Source organism: Micromonospora sp. NPDC002389, assembly GCF_040296095.1.
Lineage (GTDB): Bacteria > Actinomycetota > Actinomycetes > Mycobacteriales > Micromonosporaceae > Micromonospora.
In genome coordinates, this window is sequence record NZ_JBEOWP010000002.1 from 352,537 (window position 1) to 376,902 (window position 24,366).

Annotated in this window: 20 protein-coding genes; 12 read left to right on the plus strand and 8 right to left on the minus strand. The window is 72.3% G+C overall.

What is annotated here, in order from left to right:
• Window positions 1–25: 25 nt before the first annotated feature.
• The 5 genes from ABT008_RS04885 to ABT008_RS04905 form a co-directional block, all read right to left on the minus strand.
• On the minus strand, window positions 26–1,207 hold the full coding sequence (locus ABT008_RS04885; protein WP_350693681.1) for an aminotransferase class V-fold PLP-dependent enzyme: 1,182 nt from the start codon (window positions 1,205–1,207) through the stop codon (window positions 26–28).
• Between the two features lie 44 nt (window positions 1,208–1,251).
• Entirely contained in the window at window positions 1,252–2,430 is a 1,179-nt protein-coding gene (locus tag ABT008_RS04890; protein ID WP_350693682.1) for a tyrosine recombinase XerC, read from the minus strand.
• Window positions 2,431–2,536: 106 nt separating this feature from the next.
• On the minus strand, window positions 2,537–3,730 hold the full coding sequence (dprA, locus tag ABT008_RS04895; protein ID WP_350693683.1) for a DNA-processing protein DprA: 1,194 nt from the start codon (window positions 3,728–3,730) through the stop codon (window positions 2,537–2,539).
• Window positions 3,727–5,244 (minus strand): YifB family Mg chelatase-like AAA ATPase, encoded by a 1,518-nt coding sequence (locus ABT008_RS04900; protein WP_350693685.1) that lies wholly within the window; start codon window positions 5,242–5,244, stop codon window positions 3,727–3,729. The genes dprA and ABT008_RS04900 overlap by 4 nt, the downstream gene beginning before the upstream one ends.
• Before the next feature lie 151 nt (window positions 5,245–5,395).
• Window positions 5,396–5,755, minus strand: a complete 360-nt coding sequence (locus ABT008_RS04905) for a YraN family protein (protein ID WP_350693687.1) — start codon at window positions 5,753–5,755, stop codon at window positions 5,396–5,398.
• 228 nt (window positions 5,756–5,983) lie between these two features.
• On the opposite strand from ABT008_RS04905, the gene ABT008_RS04910 reads away from it, so the two are divergent.
• The 8 genes from ABT008_RS04910 (at window position 5,984) to ABT008_RS04945 (ending at window position 15,084) form a co-directional block, all read left to right on the plus strand.
• Window positions 5,984–7,048 (plus strand): hypothetical protein, encoded by a 1,065-nt coding sequence (locus ABT008_RS04910; RefSeq protein ID WP_350693689.1) that lies wholly within the window; start codon window positions 5,984–5,986, stop codon window positions 7,046–7,048.
• A 328-nt stretch (window positions 7,049–7,376) separates the two neighbouring features.
• Window positions 7,377–8,273 carry a 30S ribosomal protein S2 gene (rpsB, locus tag ABT008_RS04915; protein ID WP_350693690.1) on the plus strand — a complete coding sequence of 299 codons (897 nt, stop codon included), beginning with the start codon at window positions 7,377–7,379 and terminating at the stop codon, window positions 8,271–8,273.
• 135 nt (window positions 8,274–8,408) lie between these two features.
• On the plus strand, window positions 8,409–9,236 hold the full coding sequence (tsf, locus tag ABT008_RS04920) for a translation elongation factor Ts (RefSeq protein ID WP_350693691.1): 828 nt from the start codon (window positions 8,409–8,411) through the stop codon (window positions 9,234–9,236).
• 150 nt (window positions 9,237–9,386) lie between these two features.
• Window positions 9,387–10,154, plus strand: coding sequence for a UMP kinase (pyrH, locus tag ABT008_RS04925; protein ID WP_350693692.1), 768 nt, complete (start codon window positions 9,387–9,389; stop codon window positions 10,152–10,154).
• 84 nt (window positions 10,155–10,238) lie between these two features.
• Entirely contained in the window at window positions 10,239–10,796 is a 558-nt protein-coding gene (frr, locus tag ABT008_RS04930; protein ID WP_350694071.1) for a ribosome recycling factor, read from the plus strand.
• A gap of 295 nt (window positions 10,797–11,091) precedes the next feature.
• Entirely contained in the window at window positions 11,092–12,480 is a 1,389-nt protein-coding gene (locus tag ABT008_RS04935) for a phosphatidate cytidylyltransferase (RefSeq protein WP_350693694.1), read from the plus strand.
• Window positions 12,481–12,584: 104 nt separating this feature from the next.
• Entirely contained in the window at window positions 12,585–13,736 is a 1,152-nt protein-coding gene (rlmN, locus tag ABT008_RS04940) for a dual-specificity RNA methyltransferase RlmN (protein ID WP_350693695.1), read from the plus strand.
• Between the two features lie 31 nt (window positions 13,737–13,767).
• Window positions 13,768–15,084 carry a DivIVA domain-containing protein gene (locus ABT008_RS04945; RefSeq protein WP_350693697.1) on the plus strand — a complete coding sequence of 439 codons (1,317 nt, stop codon included), beginning with the start codon at window positions 13,768–13,770 and terminating at the stop codon, window positions 15,082–15,084.
• Window positions 15,085–15,178: 94 nt separating this feature from the next.
• Here the strand turns inward: ABT008_RS04945 and ABT008_RS04950 are convergent, their stop codons facing one another.
• On the minus strand, window positions 15,179–15,400 hold the full coding sequence (locus ABT008_RS04950; RefSeq protein WP_350693698.1) for a DUF2631 domain-containing protein: 222 nt from the start codon (window positions 15,398–15,400) through the stop codon (window positions 15,179–15,181).
• Window positions 15,401–15,627: 227 nt separating this feature from the next.
• Here ABT008_RS04950 and ABT008_RS04955 point away from each other — a divergent pair, with 227 nt between their 5' ends.
• Together ABT008_RS04955 and ABT008_RS04960 are read left to right on the plus strand one after the other, a co-directional pair.
• Window positions 15,628–17,205 (plus strand): Rieske 2Fe-2S domain-containing protein, encoded by a 1,578-nt coding sequence (locus ABT008_RS04955; protein ID WP_350693700.1) that lies wholly within the window; start codon window positions 15,628–15,630, stop codon window positions 17,203–17,205.
• Between the two features lie 131 nt (window positions 17,206–17,336).
• A complete protein-coding gene (locus ABT008_RS04960) occupies window positions 17,337–18,275 on the plus strand; it encodes a pyridoxamine 5'-phosphate oxidase family protein (RefSeq protein WP_350693701.1) in 939 nt (312 codons plus the stop codon).
• 148 nt (window positions 18,276–18,423) lie between these two features.
• Here ABT008_RS04960 and ABT008_RS04965 read toward each other — a convergent pair whose 3' ends face one another.
• Entirely contained in the window at window positions 18,424–20,019 is a 1,596-nt protein-coding gene (locus tag ABT008_RS04965) for a phytoene desaturase family protein (RefSeq protein WP_350693702.1), read from the minus strand.
• A gap of 50 nt (window positions 20,020–20,069) precedes the next feature.
• Window positions 20,070–20,918: a YhjD/YihY/BrkB family envelope integrity protein gene (locus ABT008_RS04970; RefSeq protein WP_350693704.1), complete on the minus strand. Its 849-nt coding sequence runs from the start codon at window positions 20,916–20,918 to the stop codon at window positions 20,070–20,072.
• Window positions 20,919–21,012: 94 nt separating this feature from the next.
• On the opposite strand from ABT008_RS04970, the gene ABT008_RS04975 reads away from it, so the two are divergent.
• Window positions 21,013–21,564, plus strand: a complete 552-nt coding sequence (locus ABT008_RS04975; RefSeq protein ID WP_350693706.1) for a GNAT family N-acetyltransferase — start codon at window positions 21,013–21,015, stop codon at window positions 21,562–21,564.
• Between the two features lie 206 nt (window positions 21,565–21,770).
• Complete coding sequence (locus tag ABT008_RS04980) at window positions 21,771–24,338, plus strand: M14 family metallopeptidase (protein ID WP_350693708.1); 2,568 nt, start codon at window positions 21,771–21,773, stop codon at window positions 24,336–24,338.
• Window positions 24,339–24,366 lie beyond the last annotated feature (28 nt).

The following is a 24,366-nucleotide window of genomic DNA, read 5'->3' on the forward strand; positions in this document are numbered from 1 at the left end:
CGGGACGGCGGGGCGACGGCTGCGCTCAGCGTTGGGCGAGCAGGGTGGGCAGCCGGACGGCGAGCCGCTCGTACTCGTCCGGCGAGTTGTACACCTGCCCGCACAGCCGCAGCAGCCCCCGTCCGCCGAAGGTCATGACGGCCACCTGGGTGGCGAGTCGCTCGAAGATCCGGGCCTGCAACGCCCGCGCCGCGTCGAGGGTCGTGGCGAGGCCCGCCGGCAACGGGACGATCCGCATGGCGACGGTCGGTCCGCCGGGGTCGAGCAGCTCGGCGGGCGGCACCGCCAGCGCGTCCCCGACCACCCGTTGCCCATACGCGGCCAGTGCGGCGTTGTGCGCGCGTACCCGGTCCACGCCCAGGTTGCGCAGCGTGTAGAGACCGGCCGGTGCGCTGAGCCAGGCGGTGTAGTCCGCCGTCCCCTGCCACTCCAACCGGCCGGGGAAGCCCGACTCCTGCTCCCAGGAGACCACCAGCGGCTCGATCCGCTCCCGCCACGCCGGTGACACCACGAGCACGGCGGTGCCGCGTGGCGCGTACCCCCACTTGTGCAGGTTGCCGACCCAGAAGTCGGCGCCGATGCTCTGCACCGACGCGGCCAGCATGCCCGGTGCGTGCGCGGCGTCGACCAGCACCGGCACGCCCTGCTCCCGGGCGATCCCGACGATCGCGGCGACCGGGAACAGCCGGGCGGTGGCCGAGGTGACCTGGTCCACCACCAGCAGCCGGGTACGCCCCGGACGCAGCCCGGACCGGACGACCTGCAGGATCTCCTCGTCGGTGGCGGTCAGCGGCACCCGCAGCACGCGGTGGGTCACCCCGCTCCGGCGGCATTCCCGCTGCACCGACAGGGTGACCGCGCCATAGCCGTGGTCGGTGGTGACCACCTCGTCGCCTTCGCGCAGCCCGAGCGACTGGAGCACCACCGCCACGCCGGTGGTGGCGTTCGGGGTCAGCGCGGTGCCGTCCGGGTCCGCGCCCAGAAAACCGGCCAGGTGCCGGCGGGTGTGCGCGATCCGGTCGGCCAGTCCCTGCACGAAGAAACGCAGCGGATCCGACTCCATCTCGTCGCGCAGGCGCTGCTGGGCCCGTTGCGCGACGATCGGCACCGCCCCGAACGAGCCGTGGTTGAGGTGACTGGTCGCCGGATCGAGGGAGAAGAGCAGACGGGCACCCGCGATCGGCTCGGGCGGCGGCGGGACGCTCACCCGATGATCGTAACCGCTGACCGGCGTCGCCCGGCCCGCTCCGGTCAGGCGCGGGGATGGGCCTGCCGGTACGCGGCGCGCAGCCGCTCCACCGAGACGTGGGTGTAGACCTGAGTGCTGGCCAGCGACGAGTGCCCCAGCAACTCCTGCACCGCTCGCAGGTCCGCGCCACCTTCGAGCAGGTGGGTGGCGGCCGAGTGGCGCAGCGCGTGCGGGCTCGTCCGGGGCAGGTCGGCCGCCTCGGCGTACCCGGCGACGATCCGGCGGGCGGTCGTCGGGTTCAGGCGACCACCCCGAGCGCCGAGCAGGAGCGCGTCGCGGGAATCCGGGACCGCCAGCACCGGCCGCCCCCGCCGCAGCCAGTCGTCGAGGGCACGCTGAGCAGGCAGCCCGTACGGCACGCTCCGTTCCCGACCACCCTTGCCGTGGACCCGCACCACGCGTCGGGCGTGGTCGACGTCGGCCACGTCGAGCCCGCACGCCTCGCTGATCCGTACCCCCGTGCCGTAGAGCAGTTCGAGCAGCACCCGGTCCCGCAGTAGCACCGCCTCGGCGGCCCGATCCGGCTCCCCGTGGCCGTCGACGGGTGCGCGGTGTCCCCGATCAGTCCGCCCGACGTCGGTGTCGGCGGCCTCCGGCGCGGCATCGGTGTCGGCGGTCTCCGGCGCGGTGCCGGGGCGGGCGGCCTCCGGCGCGGCATCGGTGTCGGCGGTCTCCGGCGCGGTGCCGGTGCCGGTGCCGGTGCTGCGGTCGGTGACGCGGGCGGGGGCGGTGACGCGGGTCGGTGCCTCGACGAGCTGGGCGGCCTGGTCGGCACGGAGCACCGTGGGCAGGGTCCGCTGCGCGCGGGGACTGGCCAGGGTGGCGGCCACGTCGGTGGGCAGCAGCCCCTCCCGGTGGGCCCAGGCGCTGAAGGTCCGCGCCGCCGCCGCCCGCCGGGCCATGGAGGTGCGGGCCGCGCCCGTCGTGCGTTGCCGGGCCAGCCAGCTACGGACCGTGTCGAGGGTCAACTCGGCGACCCGGGTGCAGCCCATCCGTCGCGCATGCTCCATCAGGGACACCAGATCCGCGACGTAGGCGCGTACGGTGTGGGCCGACCGGTTGCGGACCGAGGCGAGGTGGCGGGCGAAGTCGTCCACCGCGTCGCGCAGCGGCTCCGGCAGCGCCGCGTGCACCGCCCGGGTGCCGCGGACGTCCCGGCCCTGTCCGTCCGTACCCCGCACGGCTGCCAGCCTACGGCCGCTCGGCGCCACCCGCGACCACGCGGCCCGGCCGGACCCGCTTGCATGGTGCGGACGCGCTTGCCGGGTGGCGACGCCCGCGTCGGGTTCACGGGGACCGGGGCGGATGACCCGCCGGGTCGGCCAGGGCGTACCCGTCCTCACGTTGCACCACGAGGGACAGTTCCTCGAGCATCGGCAGCGTGCGCAGCACCGTGCGGACGACCAGGCCGGCCCTCGCCGCGATGTCGTCCACGCCGAGGGTGCCGCGTCGGGGCAGCGACTCCAGGATCGACCTCGCGTCGTCGTCGAGCAGGTCGGCGGGGTGCTCCGGACCACGCGGCAACGGCGCCAGCTCACCGATCGGGCCCACCTCCTCCAACACCTGGGCCAACCCGGTCACCAGCCGCGCCGCCGGATTCTCCCGCAGGATCTCGTGCGCACCGACCGACATCGCCGAGGTGACCGGACCGGGCACCACCATCGCGCGCTTGTTCAGGGCGAGCGCGCGTCGGGTGGTCTGGGTCGCGCCGCTGCGCGCCGCCGCCTCCACCAGCACGGTGCCCCTGGTGGCCGCCGCGATCACCCGGTTACGGATGAGGAAGCGTGGACGCAACGGCTCGGCACCCGGCGGCCACTCGCTCACCAACAGGCCGGTCTCGGCGATCCGGTCGAACAGCGCGGTGTTGCCCAGCGGGTACGGCCGGTCCACTCCACACGCGAGCACTGCGACGGTCATCCCACCGGCGTTCAGGGCGCCCCGGTGTGCGGCGGCGTCGATGCCGAACGCGCCGCCGGAGACGACCGTCCACTCCCGGTCGGCCAGCCCGTAGGCCAGGTCGGTGGCGACGTGCATGCCGTACGGCGTGGCCGCCCGCGCCCCCACCACCGCCACCGACCGCTCCAGCGTCTCGTCCAGCCGCCACGCGCCGCGTACCCAGAAGCAGAGCGGGGGATCGGTCTCGATGTCGACCCGACGCTGCTTGCCGGGCAGGTCGAGCCGGAGGTGGCGCAACTGCTCGACCGTCGTCGGCCACTCGTCGTCGTCGGGCGTGACGAGACGGGCACCGAGCCGGTCGGTGCGGCGTAGCGCCTCGGCGGCGACCGCCCGGGGATCACCGGCCCGGGTTCGCGCGGCCACGGTATTGCGCAGGTCCTCCTGCGGCGCCCCGCCGTCGAGCAGCAGGTCCAGTGCGGCCACCGGCCCGATCTCGGCGACCAACCGGTAGACCGAGCGGGTGCCCGGCTCGGCCAGCCAGGTCAGCGCCACCCGCGCCAGCCGCGACTCCTCGTGCGTGCTCACGTACCCTCTCCCGTCCTGAGTGTGATGGCCTCGGCGATGTCCTTCTTGTCCGGCTGGGTCCGTCCGTCCAGGTCGGCGATCGTCCAGGCCAGGCGGATGACACGGTCGAAGCCCCGGGCGGACAGCGACCCGGAGTCCAGCCGGGCCCGCAGATCGGCGGTGACCGGGTTGGGTAGCCGCCACGGTGCCCGGCGCAGATCCGGCCCGGGTATCTCGGAGTTGAGCCGGCGTCCCAGCGTCGCCCACCGCTCGGCGGCGGCCTCCCGTGCGGCGGCGACCCGCACGGCGACGACCGCCGAGGACTCGTGCGCCGCCGGTTCCATCAGCTCGGCCGCCCGCATCGGTTGCAGGCGGACCTGGAGGTCGATCCGGTCGAGCAGCGGACCGGAGAGCCGGGCGAGGTAGCGGCGGCGGGCCGCCGGAGCGCACTCGCACCGGTCGTCGCCCGCCGGGTTCGCACACGGGCACGGATTGGCGGCCAGCACCAGTTGGGCCCGGGCCGGGTACTCGGCGCCGCCCCGGCTGCGGGTCAGCAGCACCCGACCGTGCTCCAACGGCTGGCGCAGCGCCTCCAGGGCCGGCTTGCTGAACTCGGGGGCCTCGTCGAGAAAGAGCACTCCACGGTGTGCGAGAGAGATCGCGCCCGGCCGGGCCAGTCCCGCGCCGCCGCCGACGATGGAGGGCACGGTGGCGGTGTGGTGCGGGGCCTGGAACGGTGGCCGTCGGATCAGTCGACCGCCGGCCGGCAGCAGGCCCGCGACCGAGTGCAACGCGGTCACCTCCAGCGCCGCGGCGTCGTCCAGCGTCGGCAGGATCGACGGCAGGCGTTCGGCCAGCATGGTCTTGCCGGCGCCGGGCGGCCCGATCAACGCCAGATGGTGTCCACCGGCGGCGGCGACCTCCAGCGCCCGTCGGCCGAGCCCCTGCCCGGCGACGTCGGCGAGATCCGGTCCGGTGACCGCCTCCGGCGCGTCGTCGACCGGCGGTTCGATCAGCGGTCGGCCGTCGCGGACGAAGCAGACCAGCCGGTGCAGGCTGTCCACGCCTCGTACCCGGAGGCCGGGCACGACGGCGGCCTCGGCGGCGTTGCCCACCGGCACGATCACCCGGTCGATGCCGGCCCGAGCCGCCGCGGCCACCATCGGCAGGACGCCCCGGACCGGGCGCACCGCGCCGTCGAGACCCAGCTCGCCGAGGATCGCCACGCCGTCCAGCGGCAGCAGCGGCAGTTCGCCCGAGCCGCCGAGCAGCGCCACCGCGATCGCCAGGTCGAACGTCGACCCGAACTTGGGCAGGGTGGCCGGCAGCAGGTTGAGGGTGATCCGTCGGTTGGGCCAGCGCTGGCCGGAGTTCACCACGGCGGCGCGGACCCGGTCGCGGGCCTCGTGCAGCGCCGTGTCGGGCAACCCGGAGATGACCACTCCGGGCAGGCCCGGTGCGAGATCCGCCTCCACCTCCACCAGGTGTCCCTCCACCCCGACGAGGCCGACGCAGAGCACCCGGGCATAGCTCATCGCGGACCCACCGGACACTCGTACGGCGACACGACCCCGCCGGTCGGCGGGCGTACCTCGATGCCGCTCGACGGGCGTGCTCGACCGCCGCTCGGCGGGTGTGTCCCGCAGCCGGTCGGTGGCGGCGCGCTTCGTCCGGCGTCGCGGGGCATCAGAAGGCACCCTTGAGGTGTTCGACCCGGGCCCGGCCGGCTGCGGGCAGCAGGACCGACAGGACGTCGAAGCGGATCTCGTCGGCGGTGGTGCCGGTGCTCGCGAGCCAGGCGGCGGCGAGCCGGCGCAGGCGGCGCGCCTTCCGCGCCACGACGGCCTCGGCGGGACTGCCGAAGCGGGTGGTGCGACGCGTCTTCACCTCGCAGAAGGCGAGCACCGGCCCGTCCCAGGCGATGATGTCGATCTCTCCGGAGGGGCAGCGCCAGTTCCGCTCCACCGGCCGCAGGCCCGTCTCGATCAGGTGTCGGACGGCGCACCGTTCCCCGTAGCCGCCGACCGCCTGGTTCCGCTTGGTCATGCCGGCACCCTGCGCCCGTACGTGGTGCCGGGGCGACCCCGTCGACGCGACCTGTGGACAACCGCAGGGGCTGTGGACGAACAGACGATCATGCCTTTCGTGTGCTAGGCGTGCGCTAATCCACGAATCCGGCCGTTACTCTGCGTACCTGGTCGAAAGGGAACAGGGCCTCTGGCCAGGCGCGGGACGGGAATGGCGTACGCCCTGCCCGTCGCATACGGTGCCGACGTGGACGGAAGACGCAGCTTTGCCGATGACCAGGAGTCGCGCTGGTACCCGGGTGAACGCGACCGCGGCTACGGCGACCCGGATTGGCGCAGTACCTCGGAGGCGCGGTACCGCGACGATGATCCCCTGACCGCTCCCGAGCAGCGGGCGGACGACGACGACCGGTACGGCTCGCCACGGCGCTTCGGCACCCCTGATCCGCTCGGCGACGCCCCGGCCGAGACCGAGCGCTACCGGGCGTCGCGCTTCCGGCGGCCGGACGCTGCCATCGATCCGGAGATCTCCGGTGAGCTGCCCACCGACCGTCCCGGTCGTCGGGCCGCCCGGGAAGCGGCACCGACCTCCGGCGGAGCACTGCCGGTGATCGATCCGACCCGGCCGGCCCCGCTGGGCGGGTACCCGATCGTCGAGGCCAAGCGGTCGACGGAGACGCCGAACCCGTTGGAGATGCCGACCGGCCCTATGCCGCCGGTGGCACCTCGAACGGAGCTGCCGACCACCGACCACTCCTATCCGGCCGGCGGCGGCACCGATTACCAGGCCGGCAGCGACACCGAGCCGTCGGCGGCGGGCACGGGTGCCGTACACCAGTCCGGTGTCGCCGGTACCGGCTTGCCGGCCGGCGGTGCGGGCACCGGCTTCTCCGCCGGCGGTGCGGGCACTGCCTTGCCGGCCGGCGGTGCGGGGTCCGCGTACCCGCTCGACGCCGCGACCGCCGGCTACCAGGCGCTGGCGACGCAGCCGGGGCTGCCGGCCGGTGACGGTGTATACCGGTCGCGTCGTCCGGTGCTCGCGGTGCTGTTCGCCGTGCTGGTCGCGATCTTCGAGGTGCCCGCGCTGCTGGTGCTGCTGCACGGCGTCACCGCGGATCCGGTCTCCGCCGCCGACGTGCTGACCGGCATGCTCCTGATGATCGGTCTGCCGATCTTCGCGGCCGGCCTGTACGGGCTGCGGACCACCGGCTTCTCGCTCACCGACGGGGCACGAGGCTGGCTGCGGCCGCCCACCGCGTACCTGACCGTCGGCCTGGCGCTCTTCCTCACCGCCGCGCTGGCCGCCGGCTGAACCGCCGCCGGCGCCCGCCCGCGTCGTCGCGGCGGCGGGCGGATGTCGGCGTCCCCCGGATGTTAGGAGGGGACCCTTTCTATACCGCAGGCGTTAGTAGGGGGCCCTTCCTTACACCCGGGCGTGGCGGGGTGGGGAGGGCGCGTACACTGGGCGACTGGCGACCGCCTCGCGCGGTCGACCTCGCGTGCCCTCTCCACGAATCGTCGTGGGGCGACGGCCTCCCTGGTCCCGACCCTGTCGGGCCCGTCATGGCCGGCGACCGGGCGCCAGGACGCCCGACCGCCGGTCGGGCGGGACAACCAGGGACCGCAAGGAGTAACCAACCATGGCCGTCGTGACCATGCGTCAGCTGCTGGAGAGTGGTGTTCACTTCGGGCACCAGACCCGGCGCTGGAACCCGAAGATGAAGCGCTTCATCTTCACCGAGCGTAACGGCATCTACATCATCGACCTCCGCCAGACTCTCGACTACATCGAGAAGGCGTACGAGTTCGTGCGCAACACGGTGGCGGAGGGTGGCAGCATCCTCTTCGTCGGCACCAAGAAGCAGGCCCAGGAGGCGATCTCCGAGCAGGCGACGCGGGTCGGTCAGCCGTACGTCAACCACCGCTGGCTCGGTGGCATGCTGACCAACTTCCAGACGGTGTACAAGCGGCTGCAGCGGATGAAGGAGCTGGAGGCCCTCGGTGACCTCAGCGGCACCGCCGCCGGTTACACCAAGAAGGAGACCCTGCAGCTCTCCCGCGAGAAGATCAAGCTGTCCCGCACCCTGGGTGGTCTGCGGGACATGCAGAAGCTTCCGGCCGCGGTCTGGGTGGTCGACACCAAGAAGGAGCACATCGCCGTCGACGAGGCCCGCAAGCTGGGCATCCCGGTGATCGCCGTGCTCGACACCAACTGCGACCCGGACGAGGTCGACTTCCCGATCCCGGGCAACGACGACGCGATCCGCTCGGCCGAGCTGCTGACCAAGGTCGTCGCCGCCGCCGTCGCCGACGGCCTGATCGCCCGCTCCGGCCGTCGCCGGGGCGGCGACGAGAAGCCGGAGGCCGGTGTGGCCACCGACGAGCCGCTGGCCGAGTGGGAGCGCGAGCTGCTCGAGGAGCCGAAGAAGGCCGACGAGCCGCAGGCGGCTGCCGAGCCGCAGCAGTCCGCCGAGCCGCAGAAGGCCGACGAGCCGCAGCAGCCCGCCGAGCAGCCGGCCGCCGTCGCCGGTCAGTGACCGCACCGCCGCCGGCCACCGTCCGTCCCTGACGGCGGTGGCCGGCGGCGGGCAGACCGGGCACGAACCTCTCGGAACCGGGTAATCGTCACCTCAGTCCATTTCACCCGCAGTCCCAACACCGAAGAGAGAGCCATGTCCCAGATCACCGCGGCGGACGTCAAGAAGCTCCGCGACCTGACCGGCGCCGGCATGATGGACAGCAAGAAGGCCCTGACCGAGGCCGAGGGCGACTTCGACAAGGCCGTCGAGATCCTGCGCGTCAAGGGCGCCAAGGACGTCGGCAAGCGGGCCGGTCGGACGGCCGCGAACGGCCTCGTCGCCCACTCCGGTCAGGCGCTGCTGGAGCTCAACTGCGAGACCGACTTCGTCGCCAAGAACGACGCCTTCATCGCGCTCGCCCAGCAGTTGGTCGAGCACGGTGAGCGTTCGGGCGCGAGCAACGCCGAGGAACTGCTGGCCAGCGAGATCGACGGCCGTCCGGTCGCCGACGTGGTCCAGGAGCAGTCCGCCAAGATCGGCGAGAAGCTGGTGCTGAACCGCTTCGCCAAGCTGGACGGCACGGTCGCGGTCTACCTGCACCGCAAGGCCCAGGACCTGCCCCCGGCGGTGGGCGTGCTGGTGCAGTACGCCGGCAAGGCCGACGAGGCCGGCGACGCCGACGCCCGTGGCGCGGCCATGCAGATCGCCGCGATGCGTCCGAAGTACCTCACCCGGGACGAGGTGCCGGCTGAGATCGTCGAGTCCGAGCGGCGGATCGCCGAGCAGACCGCCCGCGAGGAGAACAAGCCCGAGGCCGCTCTGCCGAAGATCGTCGAGGGTCGGGTCAACTCCTTCTTCAAGGACTTCGTGCTGCTGGAGCAGTCGTCGGTCACCGACAACAAGAAGTCGGTGAAGCAGGTGCTGGCCGAGGCCGGCATCGAGATCACCCGCTTCGTGCGGTTCGAGGTCGGCCAGTCCTGACCTTCGGCCGGGCGTACGCGCCCGTGCTGGGCAACGACACGACGAGGAGGCCGCCGGTGTACGCGACACACACCGCGGTCTCCTCGTCCCATAAGGTCGGCAACGGCAGATGTGCGCACCCGGGCGCGGCAGTGGGGGAAGGACGGGCGGATGACGCAGGTTGTGAGTGACCCGACGCTGGCGGTGGACGACCCGACGGCACCACCGCCCGGCCGGGCCCGCCGGGTGGTGCTGAAGCTCTCCGGCGAGGTGTTCGGCGGCGGCGAGATCGGCGTGGACCCGGACGTGGTCCAGGCCATCGCCCGGCAGATCGCCACCGTGGTCCGCCGCGGTGTGCAGGTCTCGGTGGTGGTCGGCGGCGGCAACTTCTTCCGCGGCGCGGAGTTGCAGAAGCGTGGCATGGACCGGGCCCGGGCCGACTACATGGGCATGCTCGGCACCGTGATGAACTGCCTCGCCCTGCAGGACTTCCTGGAAAAGGAGGGCATCGAGACCCGCGTACAGAGCGCGATCACGATGGCCCAGGTGGCGGAGCCGTACATCCCGTTGCGGGCGATCCGGCACCTGGAGAAGGGCCGAGTGGTCATCTTCGGCGCCGGCGCGGGTATGCCGTACTTCTCCACCGACACGACGGCCGCCCAGCGTGCGCTGGAGATCCACGCGGACGTGGTGCTGATGAGCAAGAACGGTGTGGACGGCGTCTACAGCGCCGACCCCCGCATCGACCCGACCGCCAGCAAGTTCGACTCGATCACCTTCTCCGAGGTGCTGCGCCGCAACCTGCGGGTCGCCGACGCGGCCGCCTTCAGCCTCTGCATGGAGAACGGACTACCGATGCTGGTCTTCGGCGCGCAGGGCGACGACACCATCGTCCGCGCGGTGGGCGGCGACAAGATCGGCACGCTGATCACCACCTGAGCTGACCGTCGACGGTGACCTCGGCGGTCCGTCCCGGTGACCCGACAAGCCCACGACGAGCACAAGAAGGAGGCGAGGAGAGCGGTGATCGACGACACCCTCCTCGAGGCCGAGGAGAAGATGGAGCGTGCGGTCGAGCACGCCAAGGAGGAGTTCGGTGCCATCCGCACCGGTCGCGCCACTCCGGCCATGTTCTCCAAGATCATCATCGACTACTACGGCAGCCCCACGCCGCTGACCCAGATGGCGTCCGTGGGCGTCCCCGAGCCGCGCATGGCCATCATCAAGCCGTACGACAACTCGCAGATCAACGCCATGGAGAAGGCGATCCGCGACTCGGACCTCGGGGTGAACCCGAACAACGAGGGTAACCAGCTGCGCATCCTACTCCCGCAGATGACCGAGGAGCGCCGCCGCGACATGATCAAGGTCGCCCGGAACAAGGGCGAGGAGGCGAAGATCGCCATCCGCAACATCCGTCGCAAGGGCAAGGAAGAGCTGGACCGGCTCGTCAAGGACGGCGAGGTCGGCGAGGACGAGGGCCGTCGCGCGGAGAAGGAACTGGACGACGTGACCCAGCGCTACGTGGCGCACGTCGACGAGTTGGTCAAGCACAAGGAAGCCGAGCTGCTGGAGGTCTGATCCGCCGCCACCCTCGCCTCGTACGCCCGGCTCGTCGATCATGACGTTGTCGTCCTCCGGCTCTCCGGCCGGTACGGCAAGCCCATGATCGGCGAGGCGGGCGGTGGGTACTGGTGCGTCCTGCGGAGCCTCCCGGTGCAGTAGGCTCGGCACGATTCCCGGCGACCCGGGGGTGAACGGTGGAGATCAACCGGCTTACCGGCCGGCGAATCAGACGGAGCGCCTCGCGCGGGTAGGGGATGGTAGTGGCTGTGCGTCAAGTGGTTGATCTCGTACCGCTGTCGTCCGGTGCGTGATGTCCCACCTCGACCCCTACGGTGGCGCCGAGGCCCGCGGCTGGGACCGCCCGGATCGGCCGACCTCGTTGCCCTGGCCCGACCCGGACCTCGAACCCGGCCCGTGGTCGCGCGGCCCGCGCCCCGGCGCTGAACTCTCCGCCGAGCCGCGTACCCGCCCGCGTCCGCCGGCCGACAACCCGTACGCCCGGCCCGTGGAGGACCGGGGCGACCCGGCCGGAACCGGCTTCGGCTCCCGACCCGACCCGTTCGACGACCGTGACGGCCCCGGGCGGTACGACGACTCGGCCGGTCCGTACGACGACCGGGACCAGCCGCGTGACGCCCCCGACGCTGCTCCGCGACGCACCGAGGGCGGACGCCGCGACCTGGAGCACGAGGACGCGCCGACGGCGCAGTTCGCACCGGTACGCCCCGACGACGGCCGGGACCACGACGACGCCCCGACCACGCAGCTCGCTCCGGTGCCGGCGGACGACGCCCCCGAGCCCGACGCCGACCCGGCCCAGGCCCGACGCCACCGTGGACGACGGCGGGCCGGTGCCGGTCGTCCGGCGAGCCAGCCGACGCCGAGCCGCGCCGGCCGGAACCTGCCGGCCGCCATCGCCGTCGGGGCCTGCCTCGGCGCCGCCGTCCTGCTGCCGCTGTTCCTGTACACCCCGGCGTTCCTGTTGCTGATCGCGGCGGCCTACGGCGTGGGCATCTGGGAGATGTCCCGGGCGGTACGCCGTGGCGGTGCCCGGGTCCCGCTGGTCCCGCTGATCTCCGGTGGCGTGCTCACCGTCACCCTGGGCTGGTTCGCCGGCCTGGACGCGCTCCTGCTCGGCCTGCTGGTCACCCTCGCGGGCACCCTGGTCTGGCGGCTCGGTGACGGCGTCGCCGGCCTCCGGCGGGACATGACCGCAGCCACCCTCATCGCGGTGTACGTGCCCTTCCTCGGCGGCTTCGCCGCACTGCTCGCCTCCTCGCCCGGTGACGGCCCGCTGCGGGTGCTGGTGACCCTGGTAGCGGTGGTGCTCTCCGACACCGGCGGGTACGCGGCCGGCGCCAACTTCGGCAAACACCCGATGGCGCCGACGATCAGCCCGAAGAAGTCCTGGGAGGGTCTGGTCGGCTCGCTGGGCGCCGCGGCGCTGGGCAGCGCCGTGCTGCTCTGGCTGCTGTTCGACGTGGCCCCCTGGTGGGGTGCCGTGTTCGGGATGGCGATCTCGGCGGCGGCGGTCATCGGTGACCTCGCCGAGTCCATGATCAAGCGGGACCTGGGCGTGAAGGACATGAGCAACCTGCTGCCCGGGCACGGCGGTCTGATGGACCGGCTCGACTCGGTCCTGTTCGCGGTGCCGACCGCGTACCTGCTGCTGGTGGTCTTCGTGCCGGCGGTGAACTGAGGCATGGACCACGCCGGCGTGCCCGGGTCGCGCAGGGGGTCGGAGGGGATGCGCCGCCTCCGGACGGGTGCGTTCCTCGGCGGGCGTGCCAGACTGGACGGGCCATGACGAGTCTGCCCCTGATCCCGGTCGACCCGGACGCGCCCGGCGCGCGTCGGGCGGCGATGCCACCGCAACACCTCGCCGACCTCGACCTGAACGGTCGCAAGGAGTTGGTGACGGAGCTGGGCGAGCCGGCTTTCCGAGCCCGCCAGATCTCCACCCACTACTTCGGTCGCCTGGTGCGTGACCCGGCGCTGATGACCGACCTGCCGGCGGCGTCCCGTGACCGGCTGGCCGACCGGCTACTGCCCCGGCTGCTCAACCCGGTACGCGAGCTGGCCTGCGACGACGGGGCGACCCGGAAGGCGCTCTGGCGGTTGCACGACGGCTCGATGGTGGAGAGCGTGCTGATGGGGTACCCGGACCGGGTCACCGTCTGCATCTCCAGCCAGGCCGGATGTGGCATGGCCTGCCCGTTCTGCGCCACCGGCCAGGCCGGGCTGACCCGCAACCTGTCGACCGCCGAGATCGTCGACCAGGCGGTCTACCTGGCCGGGGTGGCCGCCTCCGGCGCGGTCGCCGGGTCGCCGCCGAGGCTCTCGCACGTGGTCTTCATGGGCATGGGGGAGCCGCTGGCGAACTACAACCGGGTGGTCGCGGCGATCCGTCGGCTGGTCACGCCGGCCCCCGAGGGTCTGGGTCTGTCGCAGCGCCACATCACCGTCTCCACGGTCGGCCTGGTGCCCGCCATCAACCGGCTGGCCAGCGAAGACCTGTCGGTGACTCTTGCGTTGTCGCTGCACGCGCCCGATGATGAGCTGCGCGACGAACTCGTGCCGGTCAACCAGCGCTGGAAGGTGTCCGAGGTGCTGGCCGCGGCCTGGGCCTACGCGGCCCGGACAGGGCGTCGCGTGTCGATCGAATACGCGATGATCAAGGACGTGAACGACCAGCCGTGGCGAGCGGATCTGCTCGGGCGGCTGCTGGCCGGCAAGCTGGCCCACGTGAACCTGATTCCGCTCAACCCGACTCCGGGCAGCCGCTGGGACGCCAGCCCGAAGCCGGTCGAGCGGGAGTTCGTCCGGCGGTTGCGCGACGCCGGGGTGTCCACCACGGTGCGGGACACCCGAGGTCGCGAGATCGACGGGGCGTGTGGGCAGCTGGCCGCCGCGGAGGACAGGGGCACCGACCCGGCCGGGGAGATGTCAGCGTGACCGGGCGTGGCGAACGAGACCAGGAGACATAGTGGCGAGTCAGGGTCAGCGTTTCCGGCGTAAGGCGCTCCGCCGGGGCTACAAGGTTGACGAGGTGGACGCTTTCCTGGACCGGGTCGAGGCGACTCTCGCGGGTCAGCCCGTCGGCGCCCCGGTGGTCTCGCAGGAGGTCCACGACGTCGTCTTCCGGGTCCGCTTCAACGGCTACGACGAGTGGCAGGTCGACCTGCACCTCGACCGGGTCGAGCGGCAGCTGGCCGAGTTGGAGGAGCGCGGCGGTACGGGTGGCGTCCGGGCCAGCGACTCCGGGATGGGCTCGTCGGACCGGATGGCGCCCCCGGACCGGATGGGCCCGCCCGATCGCATGGGTCCGCCGGACCGGATGGGACCCCCGGACCGCATGGGTCCGCCGGTACGCGACGAGCGGGGCATGGCCCCGGTGCCGCAGCCGCCGATGCCGCCCCGGTCGATGCCGGCACAGGCAGGCCCCTACGGCCGCTACGACGAACCGACGGGAGCCTTCGCCGGCGGGTACGACTCCCCGCGCGGCGGGTACGACGGGCCGCGCGGTGGCGGTCCGATGGGGCCCGGTGGCCAGATGGGGCCGCCCGGCGCACAGATGGGTCACGGCGGTCCGCCGCCGCGCGGCCTGCCCGCCGGTCCCGGCGGCTACGGCTCGCAGGACGGTCCGGGCGGGTACGGTCCGCCGGAGGGTCGGGGCGGGTACGGCTCGCAGGACGGCCCGGGTGGGTACGGCCCGCCGGAGGGCCGGGGTGGCTACGGTCCGCAGGACGGCCCGAGTGGGTACGGCTCGCCGGACTACGGTCCGCCGGACGGTCCGGGCGGGTACGGCCCGCCGGAGGGTCGGGGTGGCTACGGTCCGCCGGACGAGCAGCGGTTCGACGGCTTCGAGGCGGGACGCCACGGCCGGACCGACATGACCGCGGAGATCCGGATGCCGGACCGTGAGCAGCGGCGCGGCCCGCAGGGGAGCCCGCCTGGACTGCCGCAACAGGCGATCGGCGGTCCGTCGATGGGCGTGCCCTCGCTGGGTGGCCCGCCGGCCATGGCCGGCCCGCCGATGGCCGGGCCGCCCGGCAGCGACCTCTACCGGGTGGACGAGATCCGGCGCAGCTTCCAGGTGCGTCGCTTCGGCAGCGGGTACGACCCCGACCAGGTAGACCGGTTCTTCGACACCCTGCTCGGTGGGATGGCCGGCCGGAACCCGATGCCGGTCAACCCGAAGGACCTGGACACGCTCCGGTTCGGGCTGGTGCAGGGCGGCTACTTCGAGGCCGAGGTCGACGCCGCGCTGAAGAACGTGCAGGACATCCTCTTCGGCCGCTGAGCCACCACGACGAGAGCCGCCCTGCGCGACGGCGCGACGAGGGCCCGCCCCTTCCGGGACGGGCCCTCGTCGTACGTCGTGTCGTCCGCTCGGCTCAGGAGCGCAGGCCGTTGCGCCGCAGCACCGCGTCGCCGATCACGATGAGCAGCAGGAGCGCGGCGACCCCGACCAGCCAGAGGTCCTCGACCCTGCCCTCGTGGTTGCCGCAGAGCATGGCCAGCATCGCGAACGCGGTGAGGACCGCGCCGATCCGCCCGGCCTTGCGGTGCCCGGGCTTGTGCTGGTCTGGCGACGTTACCGGCTCGCTTCCCGCCACTGTCGGTCCTTCCTCGCGTTCGGATCTCCGGTTAGTCTGGCACGCCACCCGGGAGGGGACCTGCGGTGGGGCGGATACGCGGGGCCGACGCCGGCTGTGCCGACCTCGGGACCTTCGGCCCGGCCGGGTGGGGCGGGCGACTATGGCGGCGTCGCGGGGCGCAGACCAGACTGCCTCCGGTAGCGTTCTGACGTACACCTTGATTGTCTTTTTGAGGGGGAACTGCGGTGCGAGTGACCGGTACCGGGCACGCGAGCATGCGGATCGACACGGCTGCGGGCAGCATCCTGTGCGACCCGTGGGTCAACCCGGCCTACTTCGCCTCCTGGTTCCCCTTCCCGGACAACTCGTTGCTCGACTGGGAGACCCTCGGCGACGTCGACTACCTGTACGTCTCGCACCTGCACCGGGACCACTTCGACGCGGCCCACCTCAAGCGGTACGTGTCGAAGAAGGCCACCGTGCTGCTGCCGGAGTTCCCCACCTCCGAGATGGAGGACGAGTTCCGGGCGCTGGGCTTCACGAAGTTCCTGAAGACCCGCAACGAGGAGGTGTACGAGCTGGACGGTGGCCTGAAGATCATGATCCAGGCGCTGACCAGCCCGACCGACGGTCCGATCGGTGACTCCTCGCTCTGGGTGGAGTACGACGGTGTCCGGCTGCTGAACCAGAACGACGCCCGTCCCACCGACCTGACCACCTTCGCCGAGCTGGGTCACGTGCACGCGCACCTGCTCCAGTTCTCCGGCGCGATCTGGTACCCGATGGTGTACGAGCTGCCGCAGTCGGCGAAGGCCGCGTTCGGCAAGCAGAAGCGGGACCGGCAGTTCGACCGCACCTGGCGCTACATCGACGACCTCAAGGCCGACCACGTCTTCCCGATCGCCGGCCCGCCGTGCTTCCTCGACGACGAGCTGTGGCAGTTCAACGACATCTTCGGTGACGAGGGCAACATCTTCCCCGACCAGTCGGTCTTCCTGAGCGAGTACGCCAAGGTCGGCGGCACCAACGGCATCGTGCTGCTGCCCGGCAGCGTCTCCGAGGTGACCACCGAGGGGGCGACCACCACCCACCCCGTGCCGATCGAGGAGTTCTTCGCCAACAAGGCCGCTCACCTGGAGGAGATGCGCGAGCGCAAGCGGCCGGTGATCGAGGCGGAGAAGGCGTCCTGGCGGCACCCCGAGGTGGACGTGCTCAAGGAGATGAAGCGGCGGATCGAGCCGTTGCTGGACGAGTCGATCTATCTCGCCAAGGGTGTCGGCGGCCCGGTCCGCTTCGACCTGGTGGGCTACGACGGCGAGAGCATCGAGTCGATCGTGGTCGACTTCCCCGGCAAGCAGGTCCGGCCGTACGCGGACGAGAAGGTGCGCTACCGGTTCCGCACCGAGCGGGCGCTGGTCGAGCACCTGCTGCACATCGGTGAGGTGGACTGGGTCAACTCGCTCTTCCTCTCCTGCCGTTTCTCGGCTGCCCGGATCGGCCAGTACAACGAGTTCGTGTACGCCTTCTTCAAGTGCCTCTCCACCGAGCGCCTCCAGTACGCCGAAGGCTGGTACGACGAGCACGAGCGGGCGGTGGACGCCGAGGACATCACCCTGGGCGACTGGGTGGTGCAGCGGCGCTGCCCGCACCTGAAGGCGGACCTGAGCCGGTTCGGCATCGTCGAGGGCGACCAGCTCACCTGCCAACTGCACGGGTGGCGTTTCGACCTGCCCAGCGGCCGCTGCCTGACCAGCGTCGGGCACAAGGTCCGCGCCCACCGGGTCGGCGAGGAGGCTCCGGAGAGCCCGCAGCCCGCGAGCTGACTGATGTAAGGAAGGATCCCCTGCTAACGCCTCGCGTATAGCAGGGGACCCTTTCTAACATCCCAGGCGAGCAGCCGAGGTGCGATGGGTGCCGTAACCGTCGAATTGCGACGCTGACTACGATTCCGGGCATGCAATCGTCCCCTGGCGTCATCGTGCCCGAATCAGCGCTCGGCTCAACGATCTCCGCGTACCGCACCTGTGAGCTGGCGACGCTCACCAAGGACGGCACACCGGTCGCCTGGCCGACGTCCGGGCTGCTCCGCCAGGACGGCACGATCATGCTCACCACCTCGTTGGGTTACCCGCAGAAGGCGTTCAACGTGCGCCGCGACGGCCGGGTGGCGCTGCTCTTCTCCGACCCGACGGCCAGTGGGCTGACACAGCCGGAGCAGATCCTGGTACGCGGCACGGCGCACTGCCCCGACGAGGTGCACACCGATCCGACCGGTGACCTGGCCGACTTCTGGACCCGGATGTTCCAGCGTCAGCCGAACTGCCGCAAGTACCTCGACTGGCCGGCGACCATGTTCACCGACTTCTACTTCATGCGGCTGCTGATCACCGTCACCCCGACCGAGGTGACCACCCGCCCGCTACCGGCCACCAGGGAAGCGGGTGAGGCGTCGGCCGAGGACAGGTCGCTGATCGGCGCGGAGGTGCTGGCGGCGTACCCGAGTGTGGTGCTGGCGGCTCGGGACGCCGCCGGCGCACCGCTGCTGGTGCGTACCACCGCGACTGCCGGCGCGGACGGCTACCGGGTGGTGGTGCCGGACGGGGTGGACCCGGTCGAGGGTGCGGCGACCCTGCTGGTGCACCGGCACGACGCGCAGTTGTGGAACCTGCACAACGCCAACGTGCGCGGTGAACTGGTCCGCAGCGCCGACGGCTGGACGCTGCATCCGCAGAAGCTGGTCGAGCCGGCGGCCCGGCACAAAGCCCGGATGACGGATTCGCTGCGTACGGTGCGTACCACCCGGGCCGCGACCCGTCGCTACCTGGACCGGCGAGGCTGGCCGCGTCCCACCGTCCCGTGGGCGGCCTACCGCGCCCTGCGCCCGGCCGACTGAGCCGTGCAGGTGCGCGGGTGTGAATGTGTGCAGGTGTTAGGAGGGGACCCCTCCTATACACCAGGCGTTAATAGGGGGCCCTTCCTTACACCGCACCCTTCCTTACGCCGCATACCTACACCGCACCCATTCTTGCGCCGGATCGCGCTCAGCGGCCCAGGTCGGCGAGGATGCGTTGGGCGGCGTTGTGTCCGGCGGCGCCGATCACGCTGCCCGCAGGATGGCAGCCCGCGCTGCCCGCGTACACCCCGTCGACACCGGTGGCGTACGGCATCCGGTCGGTGAACGAGACGGTGTTGTCGACGTGGTGGATGTGCCCGCCGGTGATGCCGAAGTGCGCCTCGATGCCGGGCGGTGGCAGCGGCACCGCGTCGGCGATCAGGTCACCGGTGCCGGGGGCGTACCGTTCGCAGATCTCCACCAGCCGGGCGACGTATCCGGGCAGCGCCGCGTCCCAGGTGGTGCCCGCCAGCTCGTATGGCACGGACTGGACGAACAACGCCGACGAGTGGTGCCCGTCCGGGTCGGCCAGCGACGGGTCGACGGTGGTGTGCAGATACCACTCGATCGTCGGCTCCTGCGGCAGCCGCCCGGCCTGCACGTCGGCCCACATGGCGCGCAGCGCCGCCATCGGCGACTCGCCGCCGCCACCGGCCAGTGACGCCGACCCGGGCAGCAGGTGGATGGTGGACCCGAACGGGCTGGGCGCGTCCGGCGGCAGGCAGGAGAAGCGGGGCAGGTCGCGAAGTGCCAGGTTGAGCTTGAGCGTGGTGCCGGTACGCCGGACCGCCGTCATCCGCTCGCCGAGTTCGGTCGGCAACGCGCCGTCGGGCAGCAGCGCCATCAGCCGGTACGGGTCGCAGGCGCCCAGCACCACCTCGGCGTCGACCTGCCGTCCGTCGGCGAGGACGACACCGGAGGCGGCCCCGCCGTCGAGTGTGATCGCGGTGACCGGGGTGCCGGTGACGATCCGGGCGCCGGAGGCGCGTGCCGCGTCGGCGAAGGTACGCGACACGGTCCCCATCCCGCCTTCGGCGATCATCCAGGTGCCGTCCGACCCGGGCAGCCGGCACATGTTGTGCACCAGGAAATTGTGCCCGGTGCCGGGGTCGTCCGGGCCGGCGTTGAGCCCGGACAGGCCGTCGGTGACCGCGTACATGCTGGCCAGCAGCTCGGAGTGGAAGTCGAAGCGGGCGAGGTAGTCGGCGACCGAGCCGCGTACCAGGTCGACGAAGACCTGCCGCAGCTCGGGCCGCACGTAGCGGTCGGCGGTCTCCTCGGCGGGCAGCGGCTCGGCCAGCCAGGCGGGGGCGAGGTCCGTGCGCAGGGCGGCCAGCTCGGCCTGCAACGCGTCGTCGGCGGCCACGTCGGCGGGGGAGAAGAACTCGGCGAGCTGGGCCCGGGTGGCCGCGGCGTCGGTGCCGAAGAGGAGGTACGGCGATCCGACGCCGCCGGGGGTGGGCAGGAAGTAGTGCGGGTCCCGGCGTCGCACCGGAATGCGGACGTCGAGCGCCGCCAGCAGTTCCGGGGGCATCAGCCCGAGCAGGTACGAGCCGGTGGAGTGGCGCAGCCCGGGCACCTTGGGGAAGGGGTTCTCGGTGCGGGTGGCACCGCCGATCACGTCGGCGGCCTCCAGCACCAGCACGTCCAGGCCGGCTCGGGACAGCAGGATGGCGGAGACCAGCCCGTTGTGTCCGGATCCGATGATGACCACGTCCGCGCGCCCTGGAACCTCACCCCTCATCCCCGCACCCTAACCCGTCCGCACCTGCTCCGGGACCGAGTTGATCATGCTCAGGCCGGCGACCCGTCGCGGGCGGCACGGCGGGTACGCCAGTCGGCCAGCGCCAGGGTGGCGGAGTAGCCGGCCAGCACGATCACGTGGAAGAGATAGAGCCAGAGCAGCACAGCCACGGCCGCACCGACCTCGACCAGACCGCCGAAGGGCAGGCCCAGGTCGAGCGGGAGCGAGGCGAACAGCACGAAACCGTGCAGGAAGCCGGAGAGGTTGGCGGCGGTGAACGATCCGACCGCCAGCGTGGAGAGCCAGTCCGGCGACGCCGGGCCGACCACCCGGAAGACCCACATCAACACCGGAGTGAGCACCAGCCACACCGCCAGGAAGGACAGCACCACGCCGAGCACGCCGGCCCAGCCGCCCCGCCGGACCAGCTCGGTCGTGGTGGGCAGCGCCAGCAGGATCGACAGCAGCAGGGCCGGGGCCGGCGCGAGCAGCGGCAGCAGCAGCACCCGACCCCGCCAGCCGACCAGGTGCTCGTCGGAGCGGGGCGCGGCGACCGAGACGAACGCCCGGCGCAGCCCCTCGCCGTAGAGCGACGCGGGCAGCAGCGCGGCCAGCGCCAGCCAGGGCGTCAGACCCACCCCGGCGTCGACCAGGGCGGCCACCGCGTGGGGCGCGCCGATGGCGTCCGGCAGGGTCTCCACGGCGTACGCGGTGAGCCGGCGTACCCGGTCGCCTCCGGCGAGCAGCGCGGTGAGCCAGATCGCCAGCAGCGCCACCGGCACCACCGCGATGCCCCCGTAGAAGGTGATCGCGGCGGCGTGCAGGGACAGGTCTCGTCCGCGTACCGGGCGGAAGGCGGCCCGGGTGATCCGTCTGGTTCGTCGCCACGCACCGCCCATCCCGCTTCTCTTCCCCCTCGCGGCTCCGCCCACGCCTGGTGTCGCCGGCAGCACACCCAACGCGCGGTGGTCGTCGCCGTTACGATCGGCGACCATGACTGTGGACGTGACCGAGCGGCTGCTGCTGCGCGAGTGGCGGGACACGCCGGACGACCTGCGCCGGCTCTACGACCTCTACTCCCGGGAGGACGTGATGCGCTGGCTGGGTGGGGGAGCGGGACGACTGACCGAGCCCGACCAGGCGGCCCCCCGGCTGGCCGCCTGGCGGGAGCGGTACGCCCCGTACGCCGGCCGGTACGGCCTCTGGGCGATCGAGGTCCGCCGGACCGGGGTGGTGGCCGGCAGCGTACTGCTCAAGCCGTTGCCCGGGGCCGACGGCATGACGCCGACCGACGACATCGAGGTGGGCTGGCACCTGCACCCCGACTCCTGGGGGCACGGCTACGCCACCGAGGCGGCGCGGGCGGTGCTGGCCCGCGAGTTCGCCACCGGTACCGAGCGGGTGTACGCCGTGGTGCTGCCGGGCAACGAGCGGTCCACGGCGGTCTGCCGCCGGCTGGACATGACCCACCTGGGCCGGCGCACCGACTGGTATGGCGGCACCGAGGTGGAGACGTTCGTGCGGACCGCTCCCGGGTCCCGCTGACCCGGGTCGAGACCGGCCGAGAAACCCGGACGTGACCACTGCTTAACCGATTTGGCCCGGGTTGCCGGGAAGAATTGGCGGGGGAGCGCTCCCGGCCGTCGCACGCTATCGACGTGGACTGTCGCCGCTGGTAGAACAGCCAATCATCACGGTGTCGGCGATCACGAGTTCCCGGCACCCCACCTTCCTCGAGACGAGGTACCTGCGTGGCTGTTCGACGACCACTCATGGCACTGCTCGCCGCAGTGCTCCTCTTCGGACCGGCCCCCGCCGCCGTGGCGGCTCCGGCCGCCCCTGACCCCACGGGCGCGTCGGTCCAGTCGCCCCGCGGTCAGTCCGACACCGACCTGCCGTTCACCGTCGGGTCGCCGCAGCAGCGGGGACGCTCCGCCGACGCCCCCGGCCGGCAACCCGCCCAGCCGGCCCCGTCGGCGAAGCTGCCCGGCAAACCACGGAACGACGTGATCCAGGACGTGCCGGTGGAGCTGACCGACGCGTCCATCCCGCTCAACCTCATCCCGTACCACGACATCCCGGCCGCGCTGCGCGGCCTGCAGCGCAGCGACCGGATCAGCGTGGAGGTCATCGGGCAGTCCGTGCTCGGCCGTGACCTGCACCTGGTGGTGGCCACCTCGCCGATGTCCGACGCTGCCTGGACGTCCTGGCAGAAGCTCTCCGACCTGCGGTTCAGCGACCCGGTCGCGGCGCGGGCCACGATGGCGGCCGGCGGCTACGACACCTGGCGGACCCCGCTGTTCGTCAACAACAACATCCACGGCAACGAGTGGGAGGGCACCGACGCCAGCCTCCAGGTCCTCCAGGAGCTGGCCTTCTCCACCGACCCCGAGGTCGTCGGGATGCTCGACCGCCACGTGATCGCCTTCGTGGTCACCAGCAACCCGGACGGCCGGGTCGCGGCGACCCGGGCCAACGCCAACGGCTTCGACATGAACCGCGACTTCATCACGGCGTCGCAGCCCGAGGTCCGCGCCGTGCGCGCGCAACTCGTCCGCTACAGCCCGCTCACCATGGTGGACATCCACGGGTACGTCTCGTGCACGCTGATCGAGCCGACCACCGGCCCGCACGGCGACAACTACGAGTACGACCTCTACATCACGCACGCGCTGCGCAACGCGCTGGCCATGGAGCAGGCCGTCCTCGCCACCGGCGAGACCCGCGCCTCGTGCGCGGACGGCAGCGGCGGTCGGCGTACCGACATCCCGTTCCGGGACCGGGCACAGGGCTGGGACGACTGGCCGCCGATCTTCACGCCGATGTACTCGATGTACCACGGCACCATCGGGCACACCATCGAGGTGCCGCTCAACCCGCGCGGCAACCTGACCGAGGCGGAGCGGCACGAGCGCACCCGGATCAACACCGCCGTGGCCCGGGCGTCGATCGAGGGGAACCTCCGGTACGCCACCGAGAACCGGGCGGCGCTGCTGGACAACCAGCTCGAATGGTTCCGGCGCGGTGCCGCCGGGGAGCCGACCCGGCCCATCGACGACCCGCTCGCCCTCTCGCTGGCCCGGGGGGACAACGCCAAGACGCACCCGCAGAGCTTCCCCCGCGCGTACGTCATCCCGGCCGGTACCGGTCAGCGCAGTGAGACCGCGGCGGCCCGGCTGGTGCAGTTCATGCTCGACAACGACGTCGTCGTGCACCGCGCCTGGCGTCCGTTCACCCTCGACGGCACGCGCCACGAGGCCGGCGCGTACGTCGTCGACATGCGTCAGGCCAAGCGTGGCCTGGTCAGCGCGCTGCTCGACGTCGGGCGGGACGTGACCCAGGACTTCAACGCGATGTACGACATCTCGGCCTGGAGCCACGGTCACCTCTGGGGCGCGACCGTGCAGCGGGTGACCCGGAACGTCACGCTCGACGACAAGGTGCTGCGTCCGGTGACCGAGGCCCGTGCCACGGGTTCCGTCGCACCCGGCAACCGTAGCCAGTACGGGCTGGTCGTCGACTCGGTCGCCGGCATCCAGGCGGTCAACCGGCTCCTCGACGACGGCGTGACGCTGGGACGGACCCCCGACGGGACGTTCGTGGTGTCGGCCGGTGCCGCCGTGGTCGGTCCGATCGCCGAGGCGTACGGCGTCGAGTTCACGAAGATCACGCCGCCGCAGGCGCGTACCGCCACGCCGGTGTCCCGGGTCCGGCTCGGGGTCGCGGCCAACGCCGGTGAGATCCACGCCCTGCGGCAGATGGGCTTCGCGCCGATCTCGGTGACGCACACCGCGTTCAACAGCGGGGCGCTCTCCTTCGCCGACTTCGACGCGCTGTTCGTCTCCACCACCTCGTTCAACCCGCTCAGCCTGGACGCCACCCGCAGTGCGGAGTTCACCCGGTGGCTGGGCGACGGCGGGACCGTGGTGGGCCGGGGCAGCAGCGGCAAGCTGTTCAACGACCGCGCCGGGCTGCTCGACGTGACGATCGCGGCGGGCCGCAGCGACGCCAACGGCATCGTCGCGGTGCGCAACGATCCGGCCTCGCCGATCACCGGTAACGCGCTGCCGACCGCGTTCGTCGACGCGCCGCAGTACTTCACCCGGGTCGGCGACGGCGTACGCGTCGACCAGCGCCTGGCCGCCGAGGGCTTCTTCCTCGCCGGACACTGGGGTGGACAGGAGGCCGCCGCCGGTCACGCGGTGGTGGTCAGCGGCGTGGCCAAGGGCGCGAACGTGACCCTGTTCGGCACCGAACCGCTGTTCCGGGCCCACCCCGAGGGCCTCTACCCGCAGGTCGCCAACGCCCTGTGGCAGTGACCTGACCGACGATCGCCCCGGCCGGTGC